Annotated in this window: 16 protein-coding genes and 1 pseudogene; 5 read left to right on the forward strand and 12 right to left on the reverse strand. The window is 56.8% G+C overall.

What is annotated here, in order from left to right:
* Positions 1-171: 171 nt before the first annotated feature.
* Positions 172-477: a chaperone modulator CbpM gene (gene cbpM / locus VZP09_RS22645; RefSeq protein WP_002885324.1), complete on the reverse strand. Its 306-nt coding sequence runs from the start codon at positions 475-477 to the stop codon at positions 172-174.
* Positions 477-1,394 carry a curved DNA-binding protein gene (cbpA, locus tag VZP09_RS22650; protein ID WP_002885338.1) on the reverse strand — a complete coding sequence of 306 codons (918 nt, stop codon included), beginning with the start codon at positions 1,392-1,394 and terminating at the stop codon, positions 477-479. Before cbpA ends, cbpM begins: the two co-directional genes overlap by 1 nt.
* A 75-nt stretch (positions 1,395-1,469) precedes the next feature.
* On the opposite strand from cbpA, the gene VZP09_RS22655 reads away from it, so the two are divergent.
* Complete coding sequence (locus tag VZP09_RS22655; protein ID WP_020802082.1) at positions 1,470-1,583, forward strand: hypothetical protein; 114 nt, start codon at positions 1,470-1,472, stop codon at positions 1,581-1,583.
* Here VZP09_RS22655 and VZP09_RS22660 read toward each other — a convergent pair.
* Positions 1,540-2,223, reverse strand: coding sequence for a TerC family protein (locus tag VZP09_RS22660; protein ID WP_020802083.1), 684 nt, complete (start codon positions 2,221-2,223; stop codon positions 1,540-1,542). The genes VZP09_RS22655 and VZP09_RS22660 overlap by 44 nt on opposite strands.
* A gap of 225 nt (positions 2,224-2,448) precedes the next feature.
* Between VZP09_RS22660 and VZP09_RS22665 the strand changes: the two genes are divergently transcribed.
* A complete protein-coding gene (locus tag VZP09_RS22665; RefSeq protein ID WP_002885391.1) occupies positions 2,449-3,234 on the forward strand; it encodes a DsbA family protein in 786 nt (261 codons plus the stop codon).
* A gap of 45 nt (positions 3,235-3,279) precedes the next feature.
* Here VZP09_RS22665 and pgaD read toward each other — a convergent pair whose 3' ends face one another.
* Genes pgaD through pgaA form a run of 4 tightly spaced genes read right to left on the reverse strand, consistent with a single transcriptional unit; the run spans position 3,280 to position 9,521 of the window.
* Positions 3,280-3,729: a poly-beta-1,6-N-acetyl-D-glucosamine biosynthesis protein PgaD gene (gene pgaD / locus VZP09_RS22670; protein WP_064153595.1), complete on the reverse strand. Its 450-nt coding sequence runs from the start codon at positions 3,727-3,729 to the stop codon at positions 3,280-3,282.
* A complete protein-coding gene (gene pgaC / locus VZP09_RS22675) occupies positions 3,729-5,057 on the reverse strand; it encodes a poly-beta-1,6-N-acetyl-D-glucosamine synthase (RefSeq protein WP_002885393.1) in 1,329 nt (442 codons plus the stop codon). Before pgaC ends, pgaD begins: the two co-directional genes overlap by 1 nt.
* A complete protein-coding gene (gene pgaB / locus VZP09_RS22680) occupies positions 5,050-7,065 on the reverse strand; it encodes a poly-beta-1,6-N-acetyl-D-glucosamine N-deacetylase PgaB (RefSeq protein ID WP_328795421.1) in 2,016 nt (671 codons plus the stop codon). Before pgaB ends, pgaC begins: the two co-directional genes overlap by 8 nt.
* Before the next feature lie 8 nt (positions 7,066-7,073).
* Positions 7,074-9,521, reverse strand: coding sequence for a poly-beta-1,6 N-acetyl-D-glucosamine export porin PgaA (gene pgaA / locus VZP09_RS22685; protein ID WP_328795422.1), 2,448 nt, complete (start codon positions 9,519-9,521; stop codon positions 7,074-7,076).
* Positions 9,522-10,154: 633 nt separating this feature from the next.
* On the opposite strand from pgaA, the gene VZP09_RS22690 reads away from it, so the two are divergent.
* Positions 10,155-10,721 (forward strand): helix-turn-helix transcriptional regulator, encoded by a 567-nt coding sequence (locus tag VZP09_RS22690; RefSeq protein ID WP_002885396.1) that lies wholly within the window; start codon positions 10,155-10,157, stop codon positions 10,719-10,721.
* Here the strand turns inward: VZP09_RS22690 and VZP09_RS22695 are convergent.
* The gene (locus VZP09_RS22695) at positions 10,716-10,838 is read right to left on the reverse strand and encodes a hypothetical protein (RefSeq protein WP_004146686.1); all 123 of its coding nucleotides are present in this window, start codon (positions 10,836-10,838) and stop codon (positions 10,716-10,718) included. The two genes, VZP09_RS22690 and VZP09_RS22695, sit on opposite strands and share 6 nt — an antisense overlap.
* A gap of 194 nt (positions 10,839-11,032) precedes the next feature.
* Here VZP09_RS22695 and VZP09_RS22700 point away from each other — a divergent pair, with 194 nt between their 5' ends.
* The gene (locus VZP09_RS22700; RefSeq protein ID WP_004153693.1) at positions 11,033-11,323 is read left to right on the forward strand and encodes a PerC family transcriptional regulator; all 291 of its coding nucleotides are present in this window, start codon (positions 11,033-11,035) and stop codon (positions 11,321-11,323) included.
* A gap of 335 nt (positions 11,324-11,658) precedes the next feature.
* Here VZP09_RS22700 and VZP09_RS22705 read toward each other — a convergent pair whose 3' ends face one another.
* The 4 genes and pseudogenes from VZP09_RS22705 to VZP09_RS24920 all read right to left on the reverse strand — a co-directional run.
* Complete coding sequence (locus tag VZP09_RS22705; protein WP_009484467.1) at positions 11,659-12,066, reverse strand: DUF943 family protein; 408 nt, start codon at positions 12,064-12,066, stop codon at positions 11,659-11,661.
* The gene (locus tag VZP09_RS22710) at positions 12,059-13,294 is read right to left on the reverse strand and encodes a PAAR domain-containing protein (protein ID WP_048332297.1); all 1,236 of its coding nucleotides are present in this window, start codon (positions 13,292-13,294) and stop codon (positions 12,059-12,061) included. Before VZP09_RS22710 ends, VZP09_RS22705 begins: the two co-directional genes overlap by 8 nt.
* Positions 13,294-13,770: a PAAR domain-containing protein gene (locus VZP09_RS22715; protein ID WP_009484465.1), complete on the reverse strand. Its 477-nt coding sequence runs from the start codon at positions 13,768-13,770 to the stop codon at positions 13,294-13,296. The genes VZP09_RS22710 and VZP09_RS22715 overlap by 1 nt, the downstream gene beginning before the upstream one ends.
* 125 nt (positions 13,771-13,895) lie before the next feature.
* Positions 13,896-14,088 (reverse strand): annotated as a pseudogene (locus tag VZP09_RS24920) (AAA family ATPase); the annotation flags it as partial.
* Between the two features lie 469 nt (positions 14,089-14,557).
* Here VZP09_RS24920 and VZP09_RS22720 point away from each other — a divergent pair.
* Positions 14,558-14,971, forward strand: a 414-nt coding sequence (locus tag VZP09_RS22720) for a helix-turn-helix domain-containing protein (protein WP_130957183.1), incomplete at its 3' end; no start/stop codon positions are given.

A 14,971-nucleotide genomic window follows, 5' to 3' on the forward strand; every position in this document is an offset into this window, starting at 1 on the left:
CCGCCATTCGGCAAACAGGCGGCTCCCTGGCTGGGGTCATGCCCGGCGGCGCTACGCTTGCGCGGGCCTACGGATCCAGTGCAATGGTGGGCCCAGTGCCATTTGTAGGCCGGGTAAGGCGTAGCCGCCACCCGGCGCGAAGACGGAACGCCACGACCCGGGATGGCACCCCTATCCGTGGGCGAGGAAGCGCGCCAGGCGCTGCTGCAGCAGGCGATTTTCGCGGGTCAGCCGCGCGTTCTCATCCAGCAGGGTCAGCGCCACCGCAATTCCCGGCCAGTCCAGCTCCAGCTCGTTACGCAGGCGTACCGCGCGATGCACGATCGTCACCGCGCTGTCGTCGAACAGCCAGGTGTCCGCCTGCGGCTGGTGTGGCTCAATCATCCCTAAGCCGACGATCTCCGTCAGCTCCTCTTCCGACACCCCGGTACGCAGGCACAATTCGGTAATGGTAAACGTCACTGTTACTGTAGCCATCAGGCTTTCCCCCATGTCTTACGCGGATCGAAGCTGGCTTCGGCGGCGGCCAATTGTTGCCAGAGCTCACGCGCTTTTTCATCTGGTTTTGGCGGCATCACTATTTTAATAACGGCGAACAAATCGCCGGTGTGGGTTTTGCTCACGAGTCCTTTCCCTTTGATACGCAGTCGCTGCCCTGCCTGACTGCCCGGCGGCACCGTCAGCAGAATGCTCTCTTTCAGGGTGGGCACCGTCACTTTCGCGCCCAGCGCGGCCTCCCATGGCGCCAGCGGCAGGACGATCTCCAGGTTATGACCGACAATATCGAATAGCGGATGCGGGGCGATGTGGATAACCAGCCACAGATCGCCGTTCGGGCCGCCATTCTCCCCCGGCGTCCCCTGGCCTTTCAGGCGGATACGCTGACCATCGACTACCCCGGCGGGGATCTTCACATTCAGCGTTTTCGGCGTTTCGCTTTCGATCATGCCAAACACGTTGTACACCGGCAGGTTATAGCTGATGGTGCGCGTCTGCTCGGCCAGCGTCTCTTCAAGGAACACCGCCACTTCGATCTCCAGATCGTGGCCGCGCGCCGCGTGTTGACGACGACGCTGATGCGCCTGCTGGCCAAACATGGAGGAGAAGATGTCGTCGAAATCTTGCTGACTGTAGCTCTGCTCGTGGGTCTGTCGCTGGCGACCGAAGCCGGGATCGTTGCGATGCTGCCAGAGCTGATCGTATTCGGCGCGCCGTTGCTCATCTTTCAGGACTTCCCAGGCTTCGGCGAGATCCTTAAATTTGGCTTCGGCATCGTTTTCTTTACTGACGTCGGGGTGATATTTGCGCGCCAGGCGGCGGTAGGCGGTCTTGATGGTTTTCAGATCGTCGGTTGGTTGCACCCCGAGAATGGCATAATAATCCTTCAATTCCATGATTTTTTCTCATCTATGCTCAGTGCGGTGGTTACATATTCCCTGGAACAGGCGTCAGTATAAAGCGTAGGGCAAATGCGCCCTGACGGGGAAGAAAAGTGGCGGAAACTTGACGCCGTCGGGGTCGACGGCGCCGTGGATAAGGTTAGTCTTTCGCCTGCGGCCGTGGGCGGCGGCGCCATCCGGTGAATAGCACCAGCAGCGCGCCGACGGTGCCAGCCAGGCGCGCGGTGCCCTCGCCGGCGCTGGGAAACAGCCGGCGAATGGTAGGGTCGCTGACCAGCATTGACCCGGCAATCCAGCCGATGAGCATCCCGCCCAGCAGCACCACCGCGGGAAAGCGGGTGAGCAGGACCAGCACCAGCTTGCTGCCGGCGACAATAACCGGAATGCTGATCGCCACGCCGAGGGCGACCAGCGCAATGTGCCCTTTCCCCGCAGCAGCTACCGCCAGTACGTTATCCAGCGACATAATCACATCGGCAACGGTGATGGTGATCGCGGTGCGCCACAGGCTGCCAGAGCTGCTAACCTCGCTCTCTTCTTCCTCATTCCTGACCAGCTTGATGCCAATCCACAGCAGGAGCAGCGCGCCGACTATTTTCAGCCACGGCAGCGACAGGAGATACAAAGCGATCGCCAGCAGCAGAACGCGCGCCAGGATGGCGCCCACGGTACCGATGATGATCGCTTTGGTGCGTTTCTGCGGCGGCAGTTTGCGGCAGGCCATGGCGATCACCACGGCATTGTCGCCACCCAGCAGTAAGTCGATGGCGACAATCTGCAGCATAATCACTGCCATGTCCCATTGTTGAAGAAATGCATACATATCGAGAGAAACCACCTGAAAAAAGAGCAAGAAAAACCGCTGCGCAGGGTACTCCGCCTGGGCCGCGTTGACCACTGGCGCAGACCTGCGCTATCGCGCGGGAAAGAGAGAGCCTGAAAAATAAAGTTACGAATCAAGGCGCCGTTGGGCAAGGCTTCGGCGAAAAAGGGTGATATTTTGTCACCCAGACTCACCTGCCGTTCACTTATCGCAAGGATCCCCACTATGTCTGGCCACAAGAAATACCTCTCTGTCGCCCTGCTGAGCGCTGTCTTACTGCCGGCGATGGCCTCTGCCGCTGACGCGCCGGCGACTTTCACCCCGGAACAGGAGGCGAAAATCGGCAAAATCGCCGCCGACTATCTGGTTGCCCACCCGGAAGTCCTGCTGCAGGCGAGCCAGAAACTGCAGCAAATTCAGGCTGAGCAGCAGGCCAGCGCGGCCACTCAGGCGGTGCTGAAGAACGCCGCCGTGTTGACCCAGGATAAAAATACCCCGACCTACGGCCCGGCCAACGGCAAAGTCACAGTGATCGAATTCTTCGACTACCAGTGCGTCTACTGCAGCCGTCTGGCGCCGGTGATGGAGCAGGTGATTAAAGCGCACCCGCAGACCCGCTTCGCCTTCAAAGAGTGGCCGATTTTCGGCGGCCGCTGGGAAAGCTCGCTGGAGGCGGCAAAAACCGGCCTGCAGATCTATCAGCAGAAAGGGGCGGATGCCTATCTGGCCTACCATAACGGGATTTACGCTACCGGCCATAACGAAGGCAAGCTGACGACGGCGGATATCCAGCAGCAGGCGAAGAAAGCCGGCTTCGATGCGAAGAAGGCCGCCGACGTCGAACCGGTGCTGCAGAGCATAAACGATCTGGCGCAGGAGATTGGTCTGAGCGGCACGCCGGGCGTGATCGTGATGCCGACCACCGGCGCCACGGAAGCCAGCATCACCGTCTTCCCGGGGCTGGCAGACAAAGCCTCGCTGGAAGCCGCCATCAAAAAAGCCGGCGGCTAATCCCCGGCGTATTACCTGTCCAGGCCGCCGACGGCGGCCTTGCTCTCATGCGTCATCGCTCTCTTCCTGCGGCGGCGGTAACGCGTGGCTTTTTAAATCAATAATCTGCCCGATTTGATCGTGGTAAACGGTGAGCAAATTATAGCGGCTCATCTCCGAGATAATCTGCGGCGCGACGTTAAAGCTGCTCGCCAGCTCATCGTCGCGCAGAGCGAGCACCGCGGTATGACGCCGGGTACGGGCGCGGCGCCGGTTGTAGTGATAACAGAGGATCAACAGCCAGCCGTTCAGCGCGGCAATCAGCAGATACACCAGCGCCGTATTCAGGGAGTCCATCAGCGATTCCCAGCGCGGAGAGGGCGGCGCGATGAACTGCATCAGCAAATTGGCGTACAGAAAGAACAGAAAACCGAGCCAGGCCAGCAGCGTTAAGCCGGCGTCGACCAGCCGGGGCAGCACCCGATGTTCGGTTAAGATGAGCGTATTTTCATTCATCACAGGCTTCCTTTTCCCCGGTCCGGGCTCACCCAGCGCGCGCGGGAACGTTGACGTTTCACCATCACTTTCGGAAAAGCGACCAGCGTGGTCAGCAGGCCGATCATCCAGTAGACCATCGGGAACCAGATCACCCAGAACAGCGATTTGGCGACCTTTTTCTCATAGCGCCGCTCGATATACAGGCTGGCGACGAACTGCAGCAGGCACATCAGGCCGAGCAGCATGCCGGTGAATTCCGGTGGAAACAGGCTATGCACCGCCAGATTGTCAGGCAGCGGCATCAGGCGGCTGAGGATAAACAGCAGAATGGTGATCGCGTAGGCAAAGGCCCACAGCGTGGAGCAGGCATACTCCAGAAACAGCGGCCACATCCGGTGATGCTGCCAGTGAAACAGGCGGCGCAGATTGACCAGAAAGACTTCGGCGCCGCCCTGGGCCCAGCGCAGACGCTGCTTCCATAACCCTTTGAGGGTCTCCGGCATCAGGATCCAGCACAGCGCTCGCGGCTCGAAAAAGATGTCCCAGTGGCGGAGCTGAAGCTTCCAGCTGATATCAATATCTTCAGTGATCATATCCGGGCTCCAGTAGCCGACGTCCGCCAGCGCCTGGCGCCGGAAGGCGGCGATTACGCCGGAGACGGTAAAGACCCGGCCATAGATCCGCTGCGTCCGTTTGATAAGCCCAATGATCGACGAGAACTCCCCAACCTGAATGCGGCCGATCAGCGTGGATCGGGTGCGGATCCGCGGATTGCCGGTGACCGCCCCGACGTGCGGATAATGGATCAACGGCGCGACCAGCCAGGCCGCGGTATCCCGGTCCAGCAGGGCGTCGCCATCGATGCAGACCAGCAGATCGCCGCGGGCGGCGGCGGCGCCCGCTTTGAGCGCCACCGCTTTTCCCTGATTGGCGGCCAGATGGATCACCCGCAGCCTCGGCTCCTCCTGCGCCAGCTGCTGGAGCACCTGGGCGGTGTTGTCCGAAGAGCCGTCGTTAATCGCGATCACTTCAAGATTGGCGTAACGCTGGGCCAGCGCTGCGCTGATGGTTTCCCGGGCGTTTTTCTCCTCGTTAAAGCAGGGGATCAGGATCGAGATCAGTGGATTGCCCGGCAGCGTCGGCGGCGGGGTATCCTCCCCCCACGGCCAGTGACGTTCCAGCTGAAACCAGAAGTAGAGACCCCCGGTGATCCACAACACTGACATAAACAGCGGCCAGAAAAAGACAAAGTCGAGGATAAGCTCGCCGGTAAATACCGCTGCGACACCTAACGGCAGCCCGAATACGAGGCATAAAATGCACAATGCGATAATGCGATCAGTCATGGTCAGGGTACCACCAGGAAGAAAATTGCGGCCTGATACGAGAGATATCAGGCTGGTTGTTAATAAAATCGTCAGGGTAGTAGCCGTAGTTTTTGACGCCGTTCAGCCGCAGCAAACGCATCCAGTCCGCCAGCTGCTGGTCGGGAATGGCGTTTTGCTGGCGTCGATTCCAGTCTCTGGCCTGCAGTTCAAAGATGGTTTTCTTCAGCGCACCCGGGTGGCGGGCGACGGCCTGCACCAGCCGCGTCAGCCAGGCCTGGCTGGCGTCGATCGGCACGGACTCCATCAGCGGCATCGCCATGGGGACCGTCCAGTCATAGGCGGCAAGGAAATCATCCAGATTCTGCGCAAACCAGGCTTCGCTTTGCGGCTCCAGGATCGGCAGGGCGAAGAGATTACGCGCCGTTTTCACCTGCGGGCCGCGGATGGCCTGCACTGCCTGGCGTAGATCCAGAGTGAAGCGGGTCAGGGTTTGGCTTTTGAAACGCATCCATGCCTGGCGCTCTTGCGGACGTTGGGGCACCGGGGCGGCATCGTGCGCCATACCCGTCTGCCGCCAGGCGGCGACCGCCTCCGGGCTCACGTCTTCAAAATCGGTCAGCACGGCGTCGTCGTGAAACAGGATCCCGCTGAAGCTGGCGTGTCGGGCCAGATCTTCGTAGATGTCGGTGATCTGCTGGCGAACCCGGGGATCCCAGGGCGACAGACGGACGTACGGCTGGCGGGCAAGTAACGCCTTCCCGGTTTGCGGATCCCAGCGCTGAACGCGCGGCAGATCTGAGGCAAGATCGAAGGCCAGCACCGGCATCCAGGCATAAACCTTCACATTGCCGCGGGTCTGCAACTGCCAGGAGACGAAGTTAAACAGGTCGGCGCGCATCGGCAGCCAGCGGTTGGGGAAATAGAGTGACTTGACCGTGCCGTCGCCCTGCGGGTCGGAGAAGGCCTGTAGAAAGACGTGGCTGATTTTCATGTCATAGACGCGCTGCACTAGCTTATCGATATTCTTTGCCTGCTGGACGGGATTGGGGTCATAGACATAGTCCAGATCCACATGCATCACCCGAACAGGATCGGCTTCCTGAATCTGGGTCACGGCGCTGGCAAAGGCCTTGAGCGACGGGTTACCGGCGATCAGCAGGCGTGGAATATTGTCCAGATCCTTCACGTTGCCCAGGCCGTCGTTCAGCGTAAACGCCAGCTGATACCCTTGCTGTTTGGCGATGGCCAGGGTGCTGCCGCTGGCGGCGCCGTAGGGCCACACCCAGGCGCGCGGCGTTTTCCCGGCAACCTCATGGATTTTCGCCGTTACTTTCTGCACGTCATCGGTCATTCGCCGGGTAAACTGCGCGTCGCTTTCATAGCGGCCGGTGGTTTTATCCCAGCCGCGGTTGGCGGCGGCAGGCTCGCGGCTGCCCTGCGGATTGGCCGGCAGACCGTAGTGCGAGGCCCAGGTGTGAGCGCCGATCTCCACCAGCGGCGAGCGGCTGAGCTCGCGCACCATCTCCCAGGTAGCGAAGCGCTCGCGCGGCGTCATCAGGCCGCCAAAATTAACGGGCTGACCAGCGGGAGTGTCCACCCAGCTGCCCACCGGCGCCCACAGCGCCGGGACGTTCCAGGCTTTAAGCAGCGGCCATACGCGGGTGTAAAAGCTGCTGTAACCATCGTCAAAACTGAGGAGAAAAGCCTTGGGCGGCAGCGACTTTAAGCAATAATGTGCATCGAGAATGTCCTGAACGCTAATCGCATGGTAGCCGTTATGCAGCAGCCAGGCGATCTGCTCATTGAGTGCGCTGGTGCGCACCGAAAGATAACGCTGGTCGGCGGCATCGTCTTCGACGTCATGGTAGGCCAGCACCAGAAAGCGATCCGCCGGCCAGGGTTGATTGGCCTCCAGTTGGGGGCGCTGCTGCGGGGCGAGGAAGGGGACTTCCTCAGCACGCACGCTGAAGATAAGGCACAGCCAGATGAGAAGCATCAGGCCGTTGCGCAGGGTCGTGTTCAGCATGGTCATCCTTAAAACCGTATATTTGCATCAAGAGTGATGGCGAGGTTGTTTTCACGTTTGCCGTCGTAGGGGCGCTTATCCCAGTTCAGCATCAGCCCGGTGTCGACGACGTTGTTCCAGCGCAGGCGCTGCCCGTAACCCAGCACCGTGATCGCCCCGGCGGCGTGATTTTTTTGCCAGTAGCTGCCGCCGCCGGCGAGTAACTGCTGGCTCCAGACGGTGTCATAGCGCTGGTAAAGCGTGTGATCGACGGCCAGCGCCGCGGTGGCGGCGAGGTCCCGTGCCGGACTGTAGTAGGCGGTGTCGGTGCGGCTATTGGCGCTGGCCGACAGACCGGGCTGCAAATCCAGCGTTAACCATGGGGTTTGCCAGAGGCGTTCTTTACCGGAGAGGGTGTACTCCTGGCGGCGGTTGCGATCGGTAAACCGGCTGGCGGCCGCGCTGAAGCGGTACTCCCGGCGTTCGTTTGGAGACCAGCGCAGCCAGCCTTCGCCGCGGTTGGCGCTGACGCCGTTGCGTAACGCGCGCAGCGGCGTCTGCTGCGAAATCCGCTCCAGTTCGCCGCCCAGCTGCCAGCGATCGCTAACGTCATGGGCGGCGGAAAGGCGGACGCCGGGCTTGTTCTCGCCGTGAAAATTGACGCTGGAGAGCTCAAGCTCGCCCCAGTAGTCGCGCGGACGCCATTCAACGCCAGCGAACAGCTGGCGACGGCTGCCTTTCCCCTCTTCAAAATTGCCTTCAGCGAAGCGGTGCCCGCCGAACAACCGCCAGCTGTCGGCTAGCGGCGGGCTGTAGATCGCCGTCTCAAAACTGAGGTCGTGCGTGCCGCTCACCGGGTTGTCGGAATGCAGCCCTTTGCCAACGCTCAGGCGCAGCTCGGAGAGATGATGGATCTCGCGCGCTCTGGCCAGGCGCTGGGTGTTCAGATCCCGTGGCGAGCGGGCGACGACGTCGTCAGCCAGCAGATCCATTTGCCGCCACTCCTGCAGATCGAGGGCGACCCAGGCCTGCTGGCGCTCCAGCTGCAGGCTGGCAGGTTCCAGAGATTCCGCCGCTTTTAGCTGGCGTTCGGCTGCCCGTGGCAATCCTCTCTCCTGCAGAAGGGCGGCATAGTCTATCTGCAGGCCCTGGTTTCCAGGGGTCGTCGCCGCCAGGCGCTGCATTCGGGCTTCGGCCTGCGGCAGGTCGTTGGTAGCCGCTAAATAGTGCACGTTAAGCGACTGTGCGGTGAGCCAGTCGTCGTTCGGCTGCGGCGTTGGCGAGCCGTAGAGACGACGGATGTAGGGCGCATTCCTGGTGAGGCGGGCGACATACCGTTGCGCCGCCGGGTACTGACCGGTGTCCAGCAGAGCGTAGAAAAGCTCGTGTTCCTCATTCTGTTGGCTTGTCAGCCACGAAGGATGCTGGTGGATAAGCGTCAGCGCAGGCTCAATTTGCTTAAGGGCGATAAAAGAGGAGATGACCCAGCCGATGGCCCAGTCGGGAACGGTCTGCTGCTGGGCGATCAGGCTTTGGTATTCGCGGATGACCTGCGCGTACTCGGCGCTGGCGTACAGCGCGCCCAGACGATCAATACGCGCCCGGATGATGTCGGGCGCAGCCTGTGGGTCGGGGTGCCAGGCGGCGATCATCGCGTCATACTGCGTGAGCGCCGTGCGGGCCAGCGCGTAACGCGCCTTTTCTTCGCGGGAAGGGGTATCGGCAAGGCGCACCAGTTCGGCGGCGGCGTTCAACTGCAAGTTACGCTTTTCCGCAGGCGTCAGTTCGACGCTATTCGCCAGGCCGAGAGCAGGGGAATCAATCCGGTTGCGGGTCAGGGTCGCCATCAGGCTGGCCAGCGCGGTTTTGTTTTGCGGATCACGATCGAGGATCTGCGTGTCCACCAATAGCTGGTCCCAGCTTTTGCCCAGCCGCAGGTAGACATAGGAGAGCGTCTGCAGGTGCGCAACGCTCGCCTGCTCCGCCACCAGGCGACGCGCTTCGCTGAGCGCCTCGCCGTCCTTGCGGGCATCGGCGAGCGTTTTGATATAGCCGATACGATAGTCGTCGCTGCCAGGGGCCTGGCTGAGCGCCTGCTGCCAGAGGGTGAGCGAGGTTTGCCACTGCTTCTGGTTGCGCAGGGCCTGCGCCGCGGCGGCGGTGCCCCGTGCGGGAAGCGGCATATAGACCTGGTAGCGTCGCCAGACTTTCACCACTTCATCGTCCTGACCGGCCCAGAGTGCCACCTGCAGCCAGTCCGCCACCTGAGAAGGGGTTAAGGCATGCCGCAGCTGGTACTGCTGAAGGTAACTGAGAAAGGGGGCGTACTGGCCTTGGCGCGCTTGCAAGATTTGCTGGTCATAGAGCGAATCCGCTCCCTGAACCAGCGCCGGGAAGAGCAAAAGCAAGCCGATTGATAGCGAGAGTTTCGTGTTGCGATTAAACAATAACGTATTTGAATAAGGTGATCTTTCCATTTCTATTTGCCATATGTTCATCAAGAATCCATTGCACAACACGACCGTCCTTTGACGGTGAGTTAAATGATGAGGATGGTCCCATTTAGCTGACTGGCACTGCAGGTGAATGACCTATTGCAAACTAATAAACATATCTCCTGTTGATAAATGAATGGGTAATTTATACCCGATACGGCAACCGATAAATATGGATAAATTATGGTCTGCGTTTTAAGATAATTCTGTAAAATCGACTTCATTCGAACGGAAGTGTTCAAGTTGATTTCTTTAACCTACTGATATAAATAAAAAAGAAAGTCAGGTGGAATTTTGTTTAAAAATGGCAGTGTGACTTATATTTAGTTGAGGTTAGAGTTTTTTAGGCAATATTTAAGATGATTTCTGACAAAAATTCTCAATAGCAAAAAAAGCATCTTTTCTGTGGATTTTTTTTATTTATAATCAATCTGTTTATTTCCTGTCAGAACGCAAGGAGGGTTTTCACAGCCAGATTCAGATGCCGCGCTAATGATAAATCACAGGTCTCGTTATTTTCACCGCCATGCGAAGCGTTCCATAGGGGGAGGTAAAACGTCTGGTTGACGAGAATTTGTTGATTAAATGTTAAAGGGACGATTTGTGGCAACTTTAATGATATTGGTTACCCAGGATTACTATCTTTTTCAAGGTGTTAAGAATTTTTTTCCTGATATCATTCAGTTAGATTCTAGCGGAAAAGCGATTTTAGATAATGAGGTTGATGAAGTCTCTCTGCTGGTTGATAGCCGCTCGCCGCTTTGCCATTACGATTATCTCGTGCTGGCAGCGGCGAAATCCAGAAAGCGAATATGTTGTATCGTCCTCGATATGCGCCATCGGGAAGAGCATTTACTGAGCCTGAAATCGTTTTTAAACATGTCATTATCACCCGCGGATATGGCGACATTATTTGGTCTTTTTCTGGAGATGAATAGCAAGCGTCTGACCAAAGAGTGGTTTGACGATCTGCGCTTAAGTTTGTCTGAACAGTTAATGTTACGTTTACTCATGGCGGGGATGACCATGGAGGAGGTGGCCGTCAATCTCAATACGTCACTAAAAAGCCTTTACCGCAAGCGTACTGCGCTTTATGAGCGTTTGGGGTTAGATAATTTTAATGAAGCTTGCTTATTTATCTTTCGAAATAAGCTGCTGGAGCAGACCGAACGTTCGTTATGAAGCTTCGCTGTACAGAGAATGGATGTTATCGCAAGGTATTTGTTGACGAAAATCTAATAAATTAAATAGATATTGATAGGTACAACCGTCGATACCCGGCGGTATCGATGATGGCATTCGGCATATAATTCCGGAGCTCTTTGGAAGTATTTACCGCCAATGCGGTTTGCTATGCACAGCGATTATTATAATGAATATATTCCTTGCGCCGCACAGGAATAGTTTTGTCATAAATTAACACTACCATGGTATTCCGACTCACGCGTCGGAATACCATGAGATATCGTGAAAGCATCAGAGGAGCGAGGTGGATGAGAATAAGGGACAGTATTGCTGAGCGGTTAGAGGCATGCGGGCTCTACCGTCGGGCGGCATCCAGATGGATTGAGGTGATGCAGCGTTGCCTGGACGATGAGGACCGAGAGTGGATCCGTCACCATCGCAATCAGTGTCTGAAAAAGGCGCAACGTCCGCCGGCGCCGAAAGAGGAGTTTGCCGACCTCCACCAGGCGGCGAAAGAGACTCAATATCGTATGGGCATTGCGAAGCCCTATGGCGAAGCATTCAGGCTGCCCGGCAAAGGGAAAACGGCCGCCGAGTAATGCCTTTCTTCACGACGTTTGCCTGACGGCTTCGCCTTATCCGGCCTGCGGGTCCTCCACAGGTTTAAACAGCGCAGGCCCGCGCAAGCGCAGCGCCGCCGGGCGATACACATCAGACGGCGTACCCGCGGTTGTGCCTGATGGCGGCATAAATGCCTTATCCTGCTTACAAATGGCATTGGGTCCACCCATGACATTCGTCCGTAGGTCCGCGCAAGAGCATGGGGTCAGTTCATTGCTGGGCGGTTTTTTCGTTTTCAAAGCAAGAGAATACGCATGAAAAAAGGATCTCAAGAAGATCCTTGTGATGTCACGTTCAGCCGTTAACAATTACGTTAATACGACTCATATTTAAGCCCGTAATTCCTACTCCACCTAACGTCAAAAAGGGGCTTTCTATCAATACACCGATCCTCTGTCGGGATGTCGTTAAAACAAAAAACCTCATCGGTAGAAAACAGTAGGTTTTCATCCGGTTCCGTGCGATATCCATCCCCAAAATCAACAATCCATACATGGTAAAAGCCGTCTTTACCCTCGTGTGGAATCCCGTACTTCGCCTGTATTACGGCCTTATTGGCTTCCCACCAGGCTATCTGACGACTTTTCAGGTATGGAAAATGCCTGACCAGAATCGTATTTCCATCGTGAACTGCCACAATCTCAACCGGGGACAGATACTGCCATAGTAGATAACCACCTACCGCAGCCGCTACAACCCCCGCTATCAGTCGCTTATTCACCCCGCCTCCCGCTGATTTCCACGGTCGCATTCATCTCGGTGATGAACGGCCTATAGCCGTATTTCACATAGCGCTGCAGCACAAACCAGATCCGGAAAATTCGGCCCTGATGAAAAACAGGGTTCAGGATATCCGCGTCATCAAGCCCGAAGTGGTCCTGTACCCGGTAGTGTACTTTCGCCCGGTAGCTGTCGCCCGTCACCTCCAGTGACTCGAGCGTGATATGCGTCGACCACGTATCATGGACGGTAATCACCAGCCCGTTAGTCTTATCGATCTGACGATCAAATTTAGGTAGAACAGCTTTATTAACTTCCTTAAAGTTGCCCTTTCCGTCGAATAAATCGTCCTTTTTACCGAGAGGAAGAAATCCATATTCGTAGCTAACAGCATCATCCAAGGCCCTTTTAATCCCCAACAACGAGCTATCACTCGAATGGTCATTCAGGATCTGCTCTTTCAGCGCCCTGTCCAGTAATGGGCTGCTGTACGATGTGCCGCTGTTCCCCTGCATATGATTAATCATTTCGGTGATGATGTTTTTATATGGGCCATGGAAGGAGAATACCTTGGCAAGTCCCCGGAACTCATCAAACATCAGCCGGACACTTTCCTCCCGGCTGACCACGACCGGCGTACTTCCCGTCAGGCTGCCCGGATAAAATACACCATACGAACTGGCGGGCGCTGGTGGGACAAGGGTCAGCGTATACGGGTTCACTTTCGCCGAGACATCCGTCAGACCAAAGCGCTCTTTCAGTGCTTCCTCGCTCAGATCACCGTGGTGCATGTCCTTTGCGCCGTAGTCATCCATTGCCCTCTGCGTGGCATAAATCAGCGCCGGAAGGGGCATTGGCTGAGGCCCTTTAGCCTTCGCCTCATTCAGTTTTTTCCTGCTGGCTTCCCTCTCCCGTTCGGCAGCCAGNCCGGCATTGCAGTTATATTCGTAGGTGTTATCCAAATCTTGCGGAATGAATTTCGCCCGACACGGGCAGGAGCTGTAACTTTCGATGGAGCCTGCTAGCTGGCGGTTTACACCGCCTACTTCGTACATGTCGCCCATGCCACCACAAATACGGTAGATCCCCGGATGTTTTCCGCAGGTCACTTTATCGCTTTCCCGCGCCTGTGATCGCCCGAAAAATTCGGTGTCTTCAGCACCGGTGATAATTTTACCGCCACAGACGGTACGATCTCCCTGGAAAAGAAAATAGCCTTCCAGCGCCATCAGTGCTTATCTCCCGGCACAGTTAAAAAGCCATCCGGCAGTGCATCGCCCTCACGGAATACAAACATCTGACACCCCTGAGGTGTTGAAATGATTTCATCACCGTTATCCAGCATGCTGCCCACGAGCGCCATCGATTCCCCCTGCATCACCCGACCTTTACCGGCTCCGCAAATAATGGTCGCCTCACGTCCATCCGGATACACAACTTTATCTCCGACCCGCGCAGAATAGTGCCCGTCAAGGGTACTTTTGCCGGATGTCTCACGGATCACGCCACCATGACGGGTCAGGCTGCCAATCGTTGCACCCCGGAAAATATGGAGAACAGGGCGCTGTAACATTGATTCCATTTCTGCGACGAGTGACTGACGCGACTGTGGCTCAAGTTCTGACAGAAACTCATCGGTAAATGGCGGCTGACGCAGCCGTTCCAGTACATCAGTGGTCAGTTCATTGGTGTATTGCTGTGACATGGTAAATCCTTTTAGTGTATCTGGTTGCTCATTCCGCTCTGAGCGATCATGGATTAGAATTGAAGTTCGATCAGTGTTTCGCATCTGTTCGATCAATCGGGATGCGTTAACTTTTTATAGTGCTTTTAACCTGTTTTTCCCTCGCTTTCCACTACCGGCGAGCTTTTCCTCATCGACTTACCCTGCAGAACCACCCTGCGCGCGTTTTATACAGCAGCCTGTCCAGGATTACGTCTGCCGTTGTCAGGATCTCCATCAGTCCATGCTGTCCACTGGGAACTGATTCACTACGATGGTACTGCTTTGGCCGTAATGGTCTTAAGTGATCTCCAGCAGGCGTTTCTTCGTCCTCCAGGCCCGTGCAAGCGCAGCGCCGCCGGGCGATACACATTAGACGCCGTACCCGCGGTTGTGCCGGATGGCGGCATAAATGCCTTATCCGGCCTACGGGCCCTCCAGCAGGCGTTTCTTCGTCCTCCAGGCCCGCGCAAGCGCAGCGATGCCGGGCGATACACATCAGACGCCGTACCTGCGGTTGTGCCGGATGGCGGCATAAATGCCTTATCCGGCCTACGAGTCCTCTGCTGGTTCAAACAGCGTAGGCCCGCGCAAGCGTAGCGCCGCCGGGCGATACACATCAGACGCCGTACCTGCGGTTGTGCCGGATGGCGGCATAAATGCCTTATCCGGCCTACGAGTCCTCTGCTGGTTCAAACAGCGTAGGCCCGCGCAAGCGCATGGACTGCACCCCAAAAGTTGGACACCCAACTGAGTAAGGTGCAATTTTATGGCTAAACCAAAGTATTCCCCTGAAACAAAACTGGCTGTGGTTAATCATTATTTGTCCGGTAAAGACGGAGAACAGAGTACAGCCGACCTTTTTGGTATTGAAAGAACATCTGTCCGTCGCTGGGTCAGGGCATGGCAGTTCCACGGTGCAGAAGGCCTGACTGCAAAAAATAATCATTATTCCGATGAATTTAAACTCGTGGTCGTCCGGGCGGTTATCAGTGACCGCCTGACGATGCGTGAAGCGGCTGCCCGGTTTAATCTCTCCGCAGAAATACTTGTCCGGCGCTGGCTCGACGTGTACAACGATGCCGGAGCGGAAGGTCTTTTAAACATGCAATGCGGACGGCCCGGACAAATGACAAAGCCAAAAAATATCCCACCACTGACAGATAAAGAGCTGGAAAAACTC

It is taken from the genome of Klebsiella sp. EMBS2024, assembly GCF_036233805.1.
GTDB classification, from domain to species: domain Bacteria; phylum Pseudomonadota; class Gammaproteobacteria; order Enterobacterales; family Enterobacteriaceae; genus Klebsiella; species Klebsiella pneumoniae.

Bases quoted from the DNA above. Each gene is read 5' to 3' on its own strand.
- cbpM (WP_002885324.1), bottom strand. From the start codon at position 477: ATGGCTACAGTAACAGTGACGTTTACCATTACCGAATTGTGCCTGCGT.
- cbpA (WP_002885338.1), bottom strand. From the start codon at position 1,394: ATGGAATTGAAGGATTATTATGCCATTCTCGGGGTGCAACCAACCGAC.
- VZP09_RS22655 (WP_020802082.1), top strand. From the start codon at position 1,470: ATGCGCCCTGACGGGGAAGAAAAGTGGCGGAAACTTGACGCCGTCGGG.
- VZP09_RS22660 (WP_020802083.1), bottom strand. From the start codon at position 2,223: ATGTATGCATTTCTTCAACAATGGGACATGGCAGTGATTATGCTGCAG.
- VZP09_RS22665 (WP_002885391.1), top strand. From the start codon at position 2,449: ATGTCTGGCCACAAGAAATACCTCTCTGTCGCCCTGCTGAGCGCTGTC.
- pgaD (WP_064153595.1), bottom strand. From the start codon at position 3,729: ATGAATGAAAATACGCTCATCTTAACCGAACATCGGGTGCTGCCCCGG.
- pgaC (WP_002885393.1), bottom strand. From the start codon at position 5,057: ATGACTGATCGCATTATCGCATTGTGCATTTTATGCCTCGTATTCGGG.
- pgaB (WP_328795421.1), bottom strand. From the start codon at position 7,065: ATGCTGAACACGACCCTGCGCAACGGCCTGATGCTTCTCATCTGGCTG.
- pgaA (WP_328795422.1), bottom strand. From the start codon at position 9,521: ATGGAAAGATCACCTTATTCAAATACGTTATTGTTTAATCGCAACACG.
- VZP09_RS22690 (WP_002885396.1), top strand. From the start codon at position 10,155: ATGATATTGGTTACCCAGGATTACTATCTTTTTCAAGGTGTTAAGAAT.
- VZP09_RS22695 (WP_004146686.1), bottom strand. From the start codon at position 10,838: ATGCCATCATCGATACCGCCGGGTATCGACGGTTGTACCTATCAATAT.
- VZP09_RS22700 (WP_004153693.1), top strand. From the start codon at position 11,033: ATGAGAATAAGGGACAGTATTGCTGAGCGGTTAGAGGCATGCGGGCTC.
- VZP09_RS22715 (WP_009484465.1), bottom strand. From the start codon at position 13,770: ATGTCACAGCAATACACCAATGAACTGACCACTGATGTACTGGAACGG.